The organism is Fusobacterium sp. IOR10, from assembly GCF_010367435.1.
In the GTDB taxonomy this organism is placed as follows: domain Bacteria; phylum Fusobacteriota; class Fusobacteriia; order Fusobacteriales; family Fusobacteriaceae; genus Fusobacterium_B.
This window is the reverse complement of the sequence record NZ_WJWY01000010.1, coordinates 16,255-33,474: the sequence shown is the minus strand read 5'-3', so window position 1 is coordinate 33,474 and position 17,220 is coordinate 16,255. Positions and strand designations below refer to the sequence as shown.

The window sequence follows — 17,220 nt, the reverse complement described above, 5'->3', positions numbered from 1 at the left end:
AGTTTAGTAAGAAATTGTATTTGAATATTGAGTATATAATTTATGAGGCTGTTAGAATTTGACGGCCTCTTTGTTGAATAATTTAAATTGGATAAATAAAGAATAAGGAGAAGATAGAATGTATACAATGAATGGAAAAATAACAAAGGAAGCAATAACATTTGATGATGTATTACTAGTACCAGCAGAGTCCTATGTTCTGCCTCAAGACATACAACTTAAGGCATATCTTACTGATACAATTGCACTAAATATACCAATAGTAAGTGCAGCTATGGATACAGTAACAGAGGCTCATTTAGCAATAGCTTTAGCAAGACAAGGTGGATTAGGTTTTATTCATAAAAATATGTCAATTGAAGAACAAGCTAAAGAAGTAGATAAGGTTAAAAGAAATGAAAGTGGTATGATTCAAAATCCAATAACTTTGTATAAGGAAGCTACTCTTGGAGATGCTGATGAATTAATGGGACAATATAGAATTTCAGGATTACCAATTATAGAAGCTGATGGAAAATTAATCGGAATAATAACAAATAGAGATTTAAAATATAGAAAAGATTATGAAACTGCTGTTGTTGAAGTTATGACAAAGGATCATTTAATTACAGCTTCAGTTGGAACTACTTTAGATGAAGCAAAGGAAATTTTACTTTCTCATAGAATAGAAAAATTACCTATAGTTGATGAGGAAGGATATTTAAAGGGATTAATAACAATAAAAGATATAGATAAAATTGTAGAATATCCAAATGCTTGTAAAGATGAACATGGTAGATTAAGAGTTGGAGCAGCAGTAGGGGTAGGTACAGATACACTTGATAGGGTAAGAGCTTTAGTTAATGCAGGAGTAGATGTTATAACTGTTGATTCAGCTCATGGGCATTCTATGGGAGTTGTAAAAAGAGTTAAAGAAATAAGAGATAATTTCCCAGATGTTCAATTAATAGCAGGAAATATAGTAACAGCAGAGGCAGCAAAGGCTTTAATTGGTGCAGGAGTAAATGCAGTTAAAGTAGGAGTTGGACCAGGTTCAATATGTACAACAAGGATTGTAGCTGGAGTTGGTGTTCCACAACTTAGTGCAGTAAATGATGTATATGAAGTTTGTAAAAAAGCTGGTGTGAGAGTTATTGCTGATGGAGGAATTAAGTATTCTGGAGATATTGTTAAAGCTTTGGCAAGTGGAGGAGATTGTGTAATGCTAGGAAGTATATTAGCAGGGACAAGTGAAGCTCCTGGTGAAGAAGTTATATATGAAGGAAGAAAATTCAAAATATATGTTGGGATGGGTTCTATGGCAGCTATGAGAAGAGGATCTAAAGATAGATATTTTCAAAATGATGCTAAAAAATTAGTTCCAGAAGGAATTGAAGGAAGAATAGCTTTTAAAGGTGAATTGAAAGATGTTATATTTCAATTGTGTGGTGGAATTAGAGCAGGTATGGGTTATTGCGGAGCTCCAACAGTTGAACATTTAAAAGAAAATGCTAAATTTGTAAAAATAACAGGGGCAGGACTAAGAGAAAGTCATCCTCACGATGTTCAAATAACAAAGGAAGCACCTAATTATTCTAAATAAAATTTGCATTTAGGTCTAGTTTGTGATATATTAGTGACATTCAAAAAACAACTGAATATAAGTGGATGAATTGTATGGGAGAATGTAGAAATACATACCGAAGGAGTTAAACTCTCAGGTGCTTTTAATTAAGTGAGGACCGTACAAGGACACAACTCTGGAGAGTCCCTTAAACGGGCGCCGAAGGTGCACAGATTTTAATTTTTATTTTAATCTTTATCTCTCAGGCAAAAGGACAGAGGAAATATAGATTATTAATACTTTATACTATTAATAACTTTATAAATTCAATTATATGAACAACTAATTAAATTTAGTAATTTTTAAATAAATTACTACTTTATTTAGTTGTACTTATATAAGAATTTGTAAATTTCCAAAAATCTAAAACTATCTTCAGAGTGAAAACTCAGTTGATAGTTTTTATATTTTATAGGAGGGTTTATTTATGGATTATTTAAAGTTATTAAATAGTATTGACAGTTTTGTTTGGGGACCACCACTTTTAATTTTACTTGTTGGAACAGGTATTATGTTAACATTGAGATTGAAATTTTTACAAGTTTTCAGTTTACCAAAAGCATTAAAATTAATTTTCACTAGTATGAAAGATGAAGGAGATGAACATGGAGATATTAATAGTTTTCGTGCTCTTTGTACAGCATTAGCAGCAACTATTGGTACAGGAAACATAGTTGGTGTTGCAACTGCTATTAAAGTAGGTGGACCAGGAGCATTGTTCTGGATGTGGATTGCAGCATTTTTTGGTATGGCAAGTAAATATTCAGAATGTTTACTTGCTGTTAAGTTCCGTGGTATTGATGCAAATGGAGATGTTGTAGGTGGACCGATGCATTATATAGAAAATGGTTTAGGTAAAAAATACAAACCTCTAGCAGTAATGTTTGCAGTATTTGGAGTATTAGTTGCTTATTTTGGAATAGGTACATTTGCTCAAGTTAATGCAATTACAGAAATAACTAATTTATCATTTGGGATCCCTATAAAAGTAGTTGCAGCTGTTTTAACAATTTTAGTAACTGCAGTAACAATTGGTGGATTAAAATCTATTTCAAAAGTTGCAAGTAAAGTGGTTCCAACTATGGCATTAATTTATTTCATTGCAGTGATAGGATTTTTAATTATTTTTGCAGATAAGGTTCCAGGGGCAATTGAACAAATTATTACAAGTGCTTTTAGTCCAACAGCAGCAAAGGGTGGATTTTTAGGTTCAACTGTTATGCTTGCAATGCGTAGTGGTGTTGCTCGTGGAGTTTTTTCAAATGAATCTGGATTAGGAAGTGCTCCTATTGTAGCAGCAGCAGCAAAAGTTAAGTGGCCAGCACAACAAGGTCTTATTTCAATGACAGGTACATTTATTGATACAATAATTATATGTACTTTAACTGGTTTAACACTTATAATTAGTGGATTGTGGACTGGAGATTTAAATGGAGCAGCGCTTACACAAGCTGCTTTTTCAACAGGATATCCAGTTATTGGTAAATATATTCTAACAATTGGTCTTGTATTATTTGCTTTTACTACTATTCTAGGATGGAATTATTACGGAGAACGTTGTATAGTATATTTAGTTGGAGTAAGAGGAATTTTACCTTATAGAGTTATTTTCATTGTTTTAATTGCTTGTGGAGCATTTATAAAGTTAGAAGCAATTTGGACACTTGCAGATATTGTGAATGGGCTTATGGCTATTCCTAACTTAATAGCTTTAATAGGTCTGTCTGGTGTAGTTGTAGCAGAGACAAAGGCCTATAAAAATCATTTGGAAAAAACTAGAAATAAAGATTAATAACTTTAAAATAGAAAATAAAAAATAAGCTTGAATTTCAAGCTTATTTTTTATTTAAATATAATAATTCAGTAACTTTTAATATCAATTAAGGGATTAAACTAATGGGTAAAATTCACATAAAAGTCACTGAGTTATTTTTATAAATTATAGACGTGTAACCTGTTTAACGCATGGTGATTTAGCTATTTCTGAAATCAAATCCATAGGTTTTAGTTGTTTTGGTATAATTAATATATACCTAGCTTTATTTTCTTCTGAATTTTTTTTAATATCTTTGATTTTAGATTTAATATTTGAATATTTAAGTAATTCATAAATCATTAATATATTTTGAGCATAAGCATTTTCATCTGTAAAAAAAACTTCTAATTTGACAATATGTTTTTTATCTATTACTGAAACTTCTAATTTTTTAAAAGTAACTAAAACAACAATAACTGCGATTCCAGAAGTTATTGAAAGTGTGTAAAATCCCCAGCCAATACCAAGTCCAATACAACCAGTGGCCCAAAGAGATGCAGCTGTTGTTAAACCTTCAATTGTTCCTCTTTCCTTCATTATTGTACCAGCACCTAAAAACCCAATACCACTAATAACTTGGGCACCTAATCTACCTAAATCACTTCTAAAATTTTGACTAAGACTAGGATTATCAATTGCTAATTTTATTATGTTAACTCTTAGTTGTTCTTGTATTAAAGAAACTATAGCAGCTCCTAAACAAACTAATATATGAGTTCTAAAACCTGCTGGACGATTATTACAACCTCTTTCATAACCAATCATTCCTCCGATTATTATAGCTACGAAAATTCTTGTGAAAATTTGTACATTTCCTAATGTTAAACTAAATGGAGTCATTCAACCACCTCATTATAAAATAAAATAAAAAAGAGCACAAAAATAGAAAAGACAAAAGTCTTCTAAAATTTAGCTCACTATAAACTCCGCCTTATATTCTTTTTTAATAGGATAACAAAAAAAAGCTAAAATGTCAACTGAAAAAGTAAAAATTATTGAAAAAAATGAACAAAATAGGTTAAAAATGAACTATATTTTTCTTTAGAATAATTATAATTTTATGGTATAATTTATATAATAAATTATAAAAGGCGGTAGAAATATTATTATGATTAATATAAAGGAAATATTAGAAAGGAATCCAGTTATTCCAGCAATAAAAAATAAGGAAAATCTAGCTGAAGCTATAAATAGTAACAGTGAGATTATATTTGTGATAATGTCTAATCTTATAAATATAGATGAGATAGTCTCTGAGCTAAAGGAAAAGGGGAAAATAGTATTTGTGCATATAGACATGGTAGAAGGATTATCTAATTCTAGCTATGGAATAGAATATTTAATTAATAGAACTAAATTTGATGGAATAATTACAACTAAACATAATATAGTTTCTTTTGCCAATAGAAATAAGATTCCAGTTATACAAAGATTTTTTATACTAGATTCATTTTCTTTTAAAAATACAATGTTACACATAAGAGAAAACAGACCTAATGCAGTTGAAATTTTACCAGGAGTTATGCCAAAAATAATAAAAAGAATATGTAATCTAGTAAATGTGCCTGTTATTACAGGTGGGTTAATTGATGACAAAGAAGATATAATAAACGCTTTAACAGCAGGTGCAGAGGGAGTTTCCACAACTAAAATAGAACTATGGACAATGTAACAAAAGGATAAAATTTGACCAAAAAAAGATTCAAAATATTCCAATTATAAAAAAATATGCTGAAATATAAAGATAGATGATGGTGAAAAAAGAAACAAACATACGAAAAAAAAACTTAATCATTTAAAATTAGTACAAAAAATTTGACAAATACATATTAAAAAGGGTAAAATGTTTATAATTGAAAACAGAATAGAGCTGTAGAGAAAGGAGAAGCTAGATAGAGACTTTAGGAAAATTACTGAAGTTATTTTTAGTTTTTTATTTTTTTTCTTCTTTATTCAAAAAACAGGGAGGACAAACTATGAATAAGTTTAAAGGTTTATTGTGTGCGTCACTATTATCTTTATTAGTAGTAGGATGCGGTGGCGAAAAGAAAGATGAAGGTAAAGTTGAAGCTCGTGTAATTAAAGTAACAACTAAATTTGTTGATGCTGAACAAACTTCAAAATCATTGGTAAAAGTAGTTAAAGCTGTTAATGAAAGAAGTAAAGGAACACTAGAATTACAACTATTCACAAGTGGTACGTTACCAATAGGTAAAGATGGAATGGAACAAGTTGCAAATGGATCAGATTGGATCCTTGTTGACGGAGTTAACTTCTTAGGAGATTATATTCCAGACTACAACGCTATAACAGGACCAATGTTATATACATCATTTGAGGAATATTTAAGAATGGTTAGAACTCCTCTAGTACAAGATTTAAATGAAAAAGCTTATGACAAAGGAATTAAAGTATTATCTATGGACTGGGTATTTGGATTTAGAAGTTTAGAAACTAATAAAGTAATAAAAACTCCAGAAGATTTAAAAGGTGTTAAATTAAGAGTTCCTACAAGTCAATTATATACATATACATTAGAAGCTATGGGTGCAAATCCAGTGGCTATGCCTTATCCAGACACTTATGCAGCAATTCAACAAGGTGTTATTGAAGGGGTTGAAGGTTCTATCCTTTCTTACTATGGAACTAAACAATACGAAAATGTTAAAAATTATTCTTTAACTAGACATTTATTAGGTGTTTCTGCAGTTTCTATTTCTAGAAAATGTTGGGAAAGTTTAACAGATGAACAAAGAACTATAATTCAAGAAGAATTTAATAAAGGTGCTGAAGATAATCTTAGCGAAACTAATAGATTAGAAGAAGTATACATTGGAAAATTAAAAGAAGCAGGTGTTGAATTCAACGAAGTTGATACAGCAGCCTTTAACAAAGCAGCATCAGTAGTATTTACTAAATTCCCTAAATGGACACCAGGAATTTATGATAAAATAATGGAAAATCTTACTCAAATTAGAGAAGATATAAAAAACGGTAAATAATTAAGTATAATATTTGTATAAGGAGAGACTAGATGTTGGAGTTAGTCCGACATCTAGCTTTTTTTATAAATTATATACTAAAAATAAATACATTTTTAATAGAATACTCAATTTATTAAAAAAGTGTTTATTTTTAAATGGACAAAAAAAGGTAATATATTATATGAGGAGTGGACAATGAAAAAAGGATTAAATGATTTTCTGAAACATTTTGAGTTGTATCTTGGAAGTTTATTTATAAGTGTAACTGTTGTTATAGTTATAATGAATGTATTTACAAGATATTGTTTAAATTTTACTTATTATTGGACAGAGGAAGTGGCAGTAGGTTGCTTTATTTGGACAATTTTTTTAGGAACTGCAGGAGCTTACAGAGAAAAAGGACTTATAGGTGTTGAAGCTTTAATGATTTTATTGCCAACTAAAATAAGAAATGTAGCGGAGTTTTTCACATCAATTATTTTATTAGGTTTAAATGTTTTGATGTTTGTATTTAGTTATGGTTATGTTTCAGGTTCAACAAAGATAACTTCAGCCTTGGAGATGTCTTATTCGTATATTAATGCGTCTTTAGTTGTATCTTTTGGATTAATGACATTATATTCTTTATTATTTATGATAGAAGCGTTTAAAAAAGCATTTTTACACGTTGATGAGAAAAAAGATTAGGGGGGTATTAGTAATATGAATTCGTTTTCTCCAATAGTGGTTTTATTTATTTTATTCTTTTTGAATATACCAATAGGTTTTGCTCTTATGGGATCAGCATTGTTTTACTTTATATTTATAAATCATATCATGGAAATGAATATGATTATTCAAAGATTTTCAACATCAGTTGAATCATTTCCATATTTAGCGGTACCTTTCTTTATAATGGTTGGTTCAGTTATGAATTATTCAGGTATTAGTGAACAATTAATGAATATGGCTGAAGTTTTAGCAGGGCATTTAAAAGGTGGACTTGCTCAAGTTAACTGTTTACTTAGTGCTATGATGGGTGGAATTTCAGGTTCTGCCAATGCAGATGCAGCAATGGAATCTAAAATATTAGTTCCTGAAATGTTGAAGAAAGGGTTTACAGCTCCCTTTGCAGCAGCAGTAACAGCAGCTTCTTCATCAGTTAGTCCAGTTATTCCACCAGGAACTAACTTGATATTATATGCTTTAATTGCAAATATACCTGTGGGGGATATGTTCTTAGCAGGGTATACTCCTGGAATATTAATGACAGGTGCCCTAATGATAACAGTTTACATAATATCAGTGAAAAGAGGTTATGCTCCAACTAGAGCAAAAGCAGCCACTCTTCCTGAGATAGGAAAACAAGCTTTAAAATCAGTATGGGCTTTAGCAATACCATTTGGAATTATTTTAGGAATGAGAATTGGAATGTTTACTCCAACAGAAGCAGGGGGAATTGCAGTATTTTTCTGTTTTGTAGTAGGAACATTAATTTATAGAAAACTAAAATTTAAACATATTCCTATAATTTTAACAGAGACAGTAAGAAGTACAGGATCTGTTATGATTATTATAGCATCAGCTAAAGTTTTTGGTTATTACTTAACATTAGAGAGAATACCTCAAATGATAACTAATGGTCTTATGACTTTTACAGATAATAGATTTGTATTACTTATGTTGATTAATGTTATGCTTTTATTTATAGGAATGTTTATAGAAGGTGGAGCAGCTTTGGTTATATTAGCCCCATTGTTAGTTCCTGCAGTAACAGCTTTAGGAATAGATCCTTTACATTTTGGTGTAATATTTATAGTTAATATAATGATAGGTGGATTAACACCACCATTTGGATCAATGATGTTTACAGTATGTTCTATAGTTGATGTAAAGCTAGAGGATTTCATAAGCGAAATCTGGCCATTTGTAGTGGCTTTATTAATAGTTTTAGTTATGGTAACATATTCTCAAAGTATAGCATTGATTATTCCAAATTTATTTAGTTAAAATAAACTTAATTTTGATTTGAGATTTTTTAATGTAATTCAAAGGGTTGTCTTTTACAAGATTAAATTTGTAAGATACAATCCTTTTTATTTTAAGGGGGAAAGATGGGCAAACTTAAAGAGAAGGAATGTTTTTTATTGGATATGGATGGGACTATATATCTAGGAGATGAATTAATTTATGGAGCAAAAGAATTTTTAAAGAAAATAAAAGAAAAAAATAAAAAATATTTATTTTTAACTAATAACTCATCTAAAAATAAAGGTTCCTATGTTGAAAAATTAGGAAAACTTGGAATAAAAGCTGAAGAAAATGAAATATTTACTTCTGGAGAAGCCACTACTATTTATTTAAATAAAATAAAAAAAGGTGCAAGAATATTTTTATTGGGAACAAAGGCTTTGGAAGATGAATTTGAAAAAGCTGGATTTAAACTAATTAAGGAAAGAGATCAAGAAATAGATTTTGTTGTACTTGGTTTCGATACAACTTTAACATATGAAAAATTATGGATTGCATGTGATTATATATCTGAAGGAGTTAAATACATAGCAACTCACCCAGATTATGTGTGCCCTTTAGCAGGGAGGAAATGTATGCCAGATGTTGGATCTATCATAGCTTTAATAAAAGGAACCACAGGAAAAGAACCTTTAGTTGTGGGAAAACCAAATAAATACATAGTGGATGGGATTTTGGAAAAATATAAATTAAAGAAGGAAGATTTATGTATTGTTGGAGATAGACTTTATACAGATATAAGAACAGGACTAGACAATGGGTTAACTTCTATATTGGTTATGAGTGGGGAAACTAACAAAAAAATGCTAGCTAGTACTGAATTTGTGCCAGATTATGTGTATGATTCAATAAATGAAATGATTGAAGAAATTTAAATAATAAAAAAATCTGGAAATTTTCCAGATTTTTTTTAGCTCTAACCGTAAATAAATAGTCTTATTGTTATTATATTAGAACAAAAAATTCCTTAATAGCTTACATAACCTGTTGACAAAACAAAAAACATGGGGTATTCTTAGATTAATAGAATATAGCTGGGAGAAAAAGGAGGCTTGAAAGAATAATTTGAAAAAGTTATAGTTTAAGGTTTTCTTTTTTTATTAAGTATTTTGTTGTTTTTAGATTAAAAGGAGGGACAATTATGACACCAGGAGCAATGTATTTAGGAGAATTTATAGGAACAGCAGCACTTTTATTTTTTGGTAATGGAGTTAATATGACCACTAGTTTAAATAAAAGTTATGGTAAAGGTTCAGGATGGATAGTAATATGTATGGGATGGGGTTTATCAGTTACAATGGCAGTTTATATGGTTGGATGGGTTAGTGGAGCTCATTTAAATCCAGCAGTAACATTGGGATTAGCAGCAGCAGGTTCTTTCCCTTGGAAATTAGTACCTGGATACATTATTGCTCAAGTTATAGGAGCTTTTGTAGGAGCTTGTTTAGCGTGGTTAAGTTATAAGGATTTAATGGATGAAGAACCAGAAGCAGGAACAAAATTAGGAGTTTTTGCAACAGGACCAGCTATTGATAATAAACCAATGAACGCAGTAACAGAGTTTCTTGGAACTTTCTTATTAGTTGCAGGAATTTTAGCAATAGGATATGGAAACGGAGTCACAGGTGGAATGGCACCATTTGTTATAGGTATGCTAATCGCAGTTATAGGTATGGCACTAGGTGGAGCAACAGGATTTGCTATAAATCCTGCTAGAGATTTAGGACCAAGAATAGCTCATGCTATGTTACCAATAAAAGGAAAAGGTGGATCAAACTGGGGATATGCTTGGGTTCCAATTGTAGGACCAGCACTTGGTGGAATAGTTGGAGGAGTTTTCTATGTGTGGTTCATTGCAATGGCAGTATAAATTTTAATTTAAATACAACTTTGAATAGTGATAAATTTATTAGGAGGATAATGAGATGAAATATATTGTAGCTTTAGATCAAGGGACAACATCTTCAAGATCAATAATTTTTGATGAACAACAAAATATGGTAGGAGTAGCTCAAAAGGAATTTACTCAAATATATCCAAAGGAAGGATGGGTAGAACATAATCCTATGGAAATTTGGTCTAGCCAAAGTGGAGTACTTGCTGAAGTAATAGCAAGAACAGGAATTTCTCAACATGATATTATAGGATTGGGAATTACAAATCAAAGAGAAACTACAATAGTTTGGGATAAAAACACAGGGGAACCTGTTTATAATGCAATAGTTTGGCAATGTAGAAGAACAGCTGAAATTTGTGATGAATTAAGAAAAAAAGAAGGTTTAGTAGAATATATTAAAGAAAATACAGGATTAGTATTAGACGCTTATTTCTCAGGAACAAAAATAAAATGGATATTAGACAATGTTGAAGGGGCTAGAGAAAGAGCAGAAAAAGGAGATTTATTATTTGGAAATGTTGACAGTTGGTTAATATGGAAACTTACAAATGGTAAAGTTCATGCAACAGATTATACTAATGCTTCAAGAACTATGATTTATAATATTAAAGAGTTAAAATGGGATGAAAAATTACTTAAAGAATTAGGAATTCCTAAATCAATGCTTCCAGAAGTAAAAGATTCTTCAGGAACATTTGGTTATGCTAACTTAGGAGGTAAAGGAGGTCACAGAGTTCCAATTGCAGGAGTAGCTGGTGACCAACAAGCTGCATTATTTGGACAAGCTTGTTTTGAAAAAGGAGAAGCTAAAAATACATATGGAACAGGTTGTTTCTTACTTATGAACACAGGAGAGGAAATGGTTCAAAGTAAAAATGGATTACTTACAACTATAGCTATTGGTCTTGAAGGAAAAGTTCAATATGCTCTTGAAGGAAGTATATTTGTAGGAGGAGCAAGTGTTCAATGGTTAAGAGATGAATTAAAACTTGTTACAGAGTCAAGTGATACAGAATACTTTGCTAAAAAAGTAAAAGACAGTGCAGGGGTATATGTAGTTCCAGCATTTGTAGGATTAGGAGCACCTTATTGGGATATGTATGCAAGAGGAGCAATTTTAGGATTAACTCGTGGAGCTAATAAAAATCATATAATAAGAGCTACATTGGAATCCATTGCTTATCAAACAAGAGATGTACTAGAAGCAATGCAAGAGGATTCAGGAATTCAATTAAATGGGTTAAGAGTTGATGGAGGAGCAGCAGCAAATAATTTCTTAATGCAATTCCAATCTGATATTTTAGGTAAAACAGTAAGAAGACCAACTTATTTAGAAACTACTGCTTTAGGTGCAGCATACTTAGCAGGGCTTGCAGTTGGAATGTGGGAAACTAAAGAAGAAATTAGAGAAAAATGGGTATTAGATAGAGAATTTTCTCCTAATATGGATGAAGATATTAGAGCTAAAAAATATAAGGGATGGAAAAAAGCCGTTAAGAGAGCAATGGCTTGGGAAGAAGATTAGAATAATATAAAGTTATGATAATTACTGAACTTTTAAAATAATACCAGGCTAGGTAAAGATAAAGTATTTCTTTATCTAGCCTAAATTTCTTAAATAGGAGGAATCATGAAAAAAATATTAAATAATGTAGATAATATAGTTGATGAAATGCTTATAGGAATGGTAGATGCTCATGGAAATTTATTAGATAGAGTTGAAGGTAGAAATATAATTATAAGAAAAGAAAAAAAAGTAGGTAAAGTAGCTTTAATAAGTGGTGGTGGAAGTGGTCATGAACCAGCTCATGCAGGATATGTTGGAAGAGGAATGTTAGATGCAGCAGTTTGTGGACAAATTTTTTCATCTCCAGGTGCAGACGAAGTTTATGATGCAATAAAAGCAGTTGCAACAGATGCAGGTGTATTGTTAATTATAAAAAACTATAGTGGAGATGTTATGAACTTTGAAATGGCAGCAGAATTAGCAACAGCTGACGGAATAAAAGTAGATAAGGTAGTTGTAGATGATGATGTAGCTGTTGAAGATAGTACATATACAGTTGGTAGAAGAGGAATAGCTGGAACTGTTTTTGTTCATAAAATAGTTGGAGCAGCAGCAGAAAAAGGATATTCTTTGGAAAAATTAAAAAAATTAGGAGAAAAAGTTATACATAATGTTAAAACTATGGGAATGTCTTTAGAACCTTGTTTTGTTCCTACAACAGGAAGAAAAAGTTTTGATATAGCTCCAGATGAAGTTGAAATAGGTTTAGGAATTCATGGGGAACCAGGAACTCATAGAGAAAAAATTAAAACTGCAGAAGTTCATGCAAAACAACTTTTAGATGAAATTTTTAAACATTCTGAAATAAAACCAGATGATGAAGTTGCAGTTATGGTTAATGGTTTAGGTGCAACAACTTTAATAGAATTATATATTGCAAATAAGACAGTTAAAGAAGTTTTAGATAAAAAAGAAATAAAAATTTATAAAACATTGGTTGGAAACTTTATGACTTCTATTGATATGGAAGGTTTCTCAATAAGTTTATTAAAATTAGATGATGAAATGAAAGAATTATTGGATGCTCAAAGTGATACAGTTGGAATGAAAAACCTATAAAAAGGAGATAATATGCAAAAAATAATTATAGAAATGATCAATAAAATTGCAGAAACAATAAAGGAAAATAAAGATTATCTAACAGATTTAGATAGAGCTATTGGAGATGGAGATCACGGAGTTAATTTAAATAGAGGTTTTACAAAATTAAAGGAAGAATCAGAAAAATATGTTGAATTAAGCAATAATGAAATAATAACTAAAATAGCAATGACATTAATATCCAATGTTGGTGGAGCTTCAGGAGCTCTTTATGGAACAGCCTTTATGAAGATGGGAATATTCATGAAGGGAAAAGAAAATATTTCAAAAGAAGATATTCCTGAAATAATTAATATTGGAATAGAAGGAATTAAAATGAGAGGAAAATCTGATATAGAAGAGAAAACTATGTTAGATACTTTAGTTCCATTTTGTAATTATCTAAAAGAAAATATCAATAAAGAAATAAAGATAGGATTACTTTTTTCAGAAGCTTTAGAAAAAGCAAAATCTGGAAGGGATTCAACTATAGAAATGATTGCAAAGAAGGGAAGGGCAAGTTATTTAAAAGAAAGAAGTATAGGCCATTTGGATCCAGGTGCAGCATCTTCTTATATGATTTTAGAAACTATAACAGAAGTATTGCGAGGTAATGGAATATGATAGGAATAGTGATAGTGTCTCATAATGAAAAACTAGGAGATGAAATAATAAATCTTTGTAAAGAAATGCAAAACAAACCATTTAAAATATTAAATGGTGGGGGAATGGATGATGGAGCTTTTGGATCTAATCCAATGGTGATAAAAAAATCAATAGAAGAAGCTTATGAAAAGGATGGAGTTTTAATTTTTTGTGATTTAGGAAGTTCAATATTAAATTCAGAAATGGCAATAGAATTTATTGAAGATGATAAATTTAATAAAGATTTAATAAAGATAGCAGATGCCCCAATAGTAGAGGGAGCTATTTTAGCTGTTTCAATGAATGACGATGATATTAATATAGGTGACATTCAAGAAGAATTAGAAGATTTGAAATCTTTTAAAAAAGTATAAAAACAGATTGACAAAATATCCTAAATAAGAGATAATTAACTGCAGAAATATAATATTGACTAGAGATTAAAGAGAGTCAAACAAAGGAAAGGGATATTGTCTTCTTTTCTTTGTTTGACTATTTTTTTTTAAGATTTTAGGGAGGTAAAAATGTTAGACGTGTTAGTGATAGGTGCTGGAATAATGGGAGCGTCAGTTTCAAGAGAGTTGTCAAAGTATAATTTAAACATAGCTGTATTGGAAAAAGAAAACGATGTTTCAAATGGTACAACAAAAGCAAATTCAGCAATAGTTCATGCAGGTTATGATGCAAAAGAAGGATCTTTAATGGCCAAATATAATGTAGAAGGGTGCGCAATGTATGAAGAGTTAAGCAAAGAAATAGATGCCCCATATAGAAATATAGGGTCATACGTTATGGCTTTTTCAGAAGAAGAAAGAAAACATGTTGAAACTTTATATGAAAGAGGTTTAGCAAACGGTGTTCCTAACATGAGAATTATGGAAAGAGAAGAAATTTTAGAAAAAGAGCCAAATATAAATAAAAATGTTGTATGTGCTTTATGGGCTCCTTCAGCTGGAGTAACAGGACCTTATGAACTTTGTATAAAGTTGTTTGAAAATGCAGCTGAAAATGGTGTAGACATAGTACTTAATGCAGAAGTAAAAAATATAGAAAAAAAATCTGGAAGTTATAAAGTTATATTAAAAGATGGAAGAGAATTTGAAACAAAAGTAGTTATAAATTCATCAGGTGTTTATGCAGATAAAATAAATGATATGGTTAGTAAAGAACATTTTGATATTCATCCTAGAATAGGAGAATACTATATTTTAGATAAAGTTGAAACTCATTTAACAAATAGTGTTATTTTCCAATGCCCAACTGAAATGGGAAAAGGAGTTTTAGTTGCTCAAACAGTACACGGGAATATAATAGTTGGACCAACAGCTCATGATGTTCAAGATAGAGATTGTGTAGCAAGTACTCAAGAGGGATTAGATGACATTAAAAGACAAGCAGAAAAAAGTATAAAAAATATAAATTATAGAGATAATATTAGAAATTTCACAGGAATTAGAGCAGAACCTAGTACAGGAGATTTCATAATAGGAGAAGCTAAAGATGCAGAAGGGTTCTTTAATATAGCGGGAACAAAATCTCCAGGACTTTCTTCAGCTCCAGCAATTGGAAAAGATGTTGCAAAAATGGTAGTAGAAAAATTAAAAGCAACTAAAAAAGAAAACTTTAAAAATAACAGAAAAAGAATTCATTTCATGGAATTGTCTCAAGAAGAAAAAGCAAAATTAATAGAAAAAGACCCTAGATATGGAAGAGTTATTTGTAGATGTGAAAGTATAACAGAGGGTGAAATTGTAGATGCTATACACAGAAAAGTTGGAGCTCACACAGTTGACGGAGTTAAAAAAAGATGTAGACCTGGAGCAGGAAGATGTCAAGGTGGATTCTGCGGTCCAAGAGTGCAAGAAATTTTATCAAGAGAACTTGGAAAGAATTTGAACGAAATAGTTCAAGATAAAAAAGGTTCATACATTTTAACAAATGAGACTAAAGAAGTTAAATAGGGAGGGACAAGAAATGAAATATGATTTAGTTATAGTTGGGGGAGGACCAGCAGGTTTAGCTGCCGCAGTTGAAGCAAGAAAAAATGGAATTGAAAGTATATTAGTAATAGAAAGAGATAAAGAATTAGGTGGAATTTTACAACAATGTATTCATAATGGATTTGGTCTTCATGAATTTAAGGAACAGTTAACAGGACCTGAATATGCAGGAAGATTTATAAAACAATTGGAACAAATGAATATAGAAATTAAACTAGATACTATGGTATTAGATGTAACTCCACAAAAACAAATTCATGCAATAAACACAAAAGATGGTTATATGTTAATAGATGCAAAAGCTATTATTTTGGCTATGGGATGTAGAGAAAGAACAAGAGGAGCAATTTCTATTCCAGGAGAAAGACCATCAGGAATATTTACAGCAGGAACAGCTCAAAGATATGTAAATATGGAAGGTTATATGGTAGGTAAAAAAGTTCTTATTTTAGGATCTGGAGATATTGGTCTTATAATGGCTAGAAGAATGACATTAGAAGGAGCTAAAGTTGAAGCAGTAGTTGAACTTATGCCATTTTCTGGAGGATTAGCAAGAAATATAGCTCAATGTTTAAATGATTACGATATACCTTTATATTTATCTCACACAATAATAGATATTAAAGGAAAAGAAAGATTAGAAAGCGTTACTATAGCTGAAGTTGATGAAAATAGAAAACCAATTTCAGGAACAGAAAGAACATATGAAGTGGACACATTATTGTTGTCAGTTGGTCTTATTCCAGAAAACGATATTTCAAGAGCTACTGGTGTAGAAATTGATAGAAGAACCAATGGAGCAGTTGTAAATGAAATGATGCAAACTAATATAGATGGAATATTTGCTTGTGGAAATGTACTTCATGTTCATGATTTAGTGGATTTTGTAAGTGCAGAGGCAAGAAAAGCTGGAATTTCAGCATCTAAATATATAAAGGGAGAAGTTTCTGATGGAGAATATAAAGAAATCAAAAATGGTTTTGGAATAGGCTACACAGTTCCTCAAAAATTTAGAATGAAAAATATAGATAAATCTCTTGAAGTATTTATGAGAGTTAAAAATGTTTATAATAATATGAAGCTTGAAATAAAAGATGGGGGCAATGTAATTATGAGTCTTAAAAAATCACATGTAGCTCCAGGAGAAATGGAAAAAGTAATAATACCTAAAGTTATTTTAGATAAAATTCAAGGAAACGAGATAATAGTTGAATTAGTTAGAGGTGAGGAATAATGAAAAAAGAAATGATTTGTATAGTTTGTCCAATAGGATGTCATCTATCAATTGATACAGAGTCTTTACAAGTGACTGGAAACAACTGTCCAAGAGGTGAAGTATATGCTAAAGAGGAATTAACAGCTCCAAAAAGAGTTATTACTTCAACTGTTAAAATAAAAGGTGGAATTTATAAAAGAGTTCCAGTTAAAACAGATGGTTCTATTCCTAAAGATTTTAATTTTAAATGTATGAAGGAACTAGATAAAATAGAACTAGTTTCACCAGTTAAGGTTGGAGATATTGTAATCGAAAATCTTTTAGATACTGGAGTAAATGTAGTAGTATGTAGAGATATGTAAAGATAAAATTACATATAAACGAAACAATCGCCCAAAAAAC

General features: G+C 30.4%; 16 protein-coding genes and 1 riboswitch. Of the genes, 15 read left to right on the top strand and 1 reads right to left on the bottom strand.

What is annotated here, in order from left to right:
• Positions 1–127 precede the first annotated feature (127 nt).
• Positions 128–1,582 carry an IMP dehydrogenase gene (guaB, locus tag GIL12_RS04190; RefSeq protein ID WP_163469155.1) on the top strand — a complete coding sequence of 485 codons (1,455 nt, stop codon included), beginning with the start codon at positions 128–130 and terminating at the stop codon, positions 1,580–1,582.
• A gap of 147 nt (positions 1,583–1,729) precedes the next feature.
• Positions 1,730–1,831, top strand: a riboswitch (glycine riboswitch).
• A 199-nt stretch (positions 1,832–2,030) separates the two neighbouring features.
• Positions 2,031–3,395 carry a sodium:alanine symporter family protein gene (locus GIL12_RS04185; RefSeq protein ID WP_163469107.1) on the top strand — a complete coding sequence of 455 codons (1,365 nt, stop codon included), beginning with the start codon at positions 2,031–2,033 and terminating at the stop codon, positions 3,393–3,395.
• Positions 3,396–3,542: 147 nt separating this feature from the next.
• Here the strand turns inward: GIL12_RS04185 and GIL12_RS04180 are convergent, their stop codons facing one another.
• Positions 3,543–4,259, bottom strand: a complete 717-nt coding sequence (locus GIL12_RS04180) for an MgtC/SapB family protein (RefSeq protein ID WP_163469106.1) — start codon at positions 4,257–4,259, stop codon at positions 3,543–3,545.
• Positions 4,260–4,530: 271 nt separating this feature from the next.
• Between GIL12_RS04180 and GIL12_RS04175 the strand changes: the two genes are divergently transcribed.
• The 13 genes from GIL12_RS04175 (at position 4,531) to GIL12_RS04115 (ending at position 17,180) form a co-directional block, all read left to right on the top strand.
• Positions 4,531–5,091: a glycerol-3-phosphate responsive antiterminator gene (locus tag GIL12_RS04175; RefSeq protein ID WP_163469154.1), complete on the top strand. Its 561-nt coding sequence runs from the start codon at positions 4,531–4,533 to the stop codon at positions 5,089–5,091.
• A 304-nt stretch (positions 5,092–5,395) separates the two neighbouring features.
• The gene (locus GIL12_RS04170; RefSeq protein WP_163469105.1) at positions 5,396–6,421 is read left to right on the top strand and encodes a C4-dicarboxylate TRAP transporter substrate-binding protein; all 1,026 of its coding nucleotides are present in this window, start codon (positions 5,396–5,398) and stop codon (positions 6,419–6,421) included.
• Between the two features lie 177 nt (positions 6,422–6,598).
• Entirely contained in the window at positions 6,599–7,090 is a 492-nt protein-coding gene (locus GIL12_RS04165) for a TRAP transporter small permease (protein WP_163469104.1), read from the top strand.
• A gap of 15 nt (positions 7,091–7,105) precedes the next feature.
• Positions 7,106–8,392 (top strand): TRAP transporter large permease, encoded by a 1,287-nt coding sequence (locus GIL12_RS04160; RefSeq protein WP_163469103.1) that lies wholly within the window; start codon positions 7,106–7,108, stop codon positions 8,390–8,392.
• Positions 8,393–8,496: 104 nt separating this feature from the next.
• Positions 8,497–9,288 carry an HAD-IIA family hydrolase gene (locus GIL12_RS04155; protein ID WP_163469102.1) on the top strand — a complete coding sequence of 264 codons (792 nt, stop codon included), beginning with the start codon at positions 8,497–8,499 and terminating at the stop codon, positions 9,286–9,288.
• A gap of 266 nt (positions 9,289–9,554) precedes the next feature.
• Positions 9,555–10,283: an MIP/aquaporin family protein gene (locus GIL12_RS04150; protein ID WP_163469101.1), complete on the top strand. Its 729-nt coding sequence runs from the start codon at positions 9,555–9,557 to the stop codon at positions 10,281–10,283.
• A 55-nt stretch (positions 10,284–10,338) separates the two neighbouring features.
• Positions 10,339–11,835 carry a glycerol kinase GlpK gene (glpK, locus tag GIL12_RS04145; RefSeq protein ID WP_163469100.1) on the top strand — a complete coding sequence of 499 codons (1,497 nt, stop codon included), beginning with the start codon at positions 10,339–10,341 and terminating at the stop codon, positions 11,833–11,835.
• Positions 11,836–11,940: 105 nt separating this feature from the next.
• Positions 11,941–12,936 carry a dihydroxyacetone kinase subunit DhaK gene (dhaK, locus tag GIL12_RS04140; RefSeq protein WP_163469099.1) on the top strand — a complete coding sequence of 332 codons (996 nt, stop codon included), beginning with the start codon at positions 11,941–11,943 and terminating at the stop codon, positions 12,934–12,936.
• A 12-nt stretch (positions 12,937–12,948) separates the two neighbouring features.
• A complete protein-coding gene (gene dhaL, locus GIL12_RS04135; RefSeq protein ID WP_163469098.1) occupies positions 12,949–13,581 on the top strand; it encodes a dihydroxyacetone kinase subunit DhaL in 633 nt (210 codons plus the stop codon).
• On the top strand, positions 13,578–13,976 hold the full coding sequence (dhaM, locus tag GIL12_RS04130; protein ID WP_163469097.1) for a dihydroxyacetone kinase phosphoryl donor subunit DhaM: 399 nt from the start codon (positions 13,578–13,580) through the stop codon (positions 13,974–13,976). Before dhaL ends, dhaM begins: the two co-directional genes overlap by 4 nt.
• A 150-nt stretch (positions 13,977–14,126) precedes the next feature.
• Positions 14,127–15,563, top strand: a complete 1,437-nt coding sequence (locus GIL12_RS04125) for an NAD(P)/FAD-dependent oxidoreductase (protein WP_163469096.1) — start codon at positions 14,127–14,129, stop codon at positions 15,561–15,563.
• 13 nt (positions 15,564–15,576) lie between these two features.
• Positions 15,577–16,836 carry an NAD(P)/FAD-dependent oxidoreductase gene (locus GIL12_RS04120; RefSeq protein ID WP_163469095.1) on the top strand — a complete coding sequence of 420 codons (1,260 nt, stop codon included), beginning with the start codon at positions 15,577–15,579 and terminating at the stop codon, positions 16,834–16,836.
• A complete protein-coding gene (locus GIL12_RS04115) occupies positions 16,836–17,180 on the top strand; it encodes a DUF1667 domain-containing protein (protein ID WP_163469094.1) in 345 nt (114 codons plus the stop codon). The genes GIL12_RS04120 and GIL12_RS04115 overlap by 1 nt, the downstream gene beginning before the upstream one ends.
• The last annotated feature ends 40 nt before the right edge of the window (positions 17,181–17,220 follow it).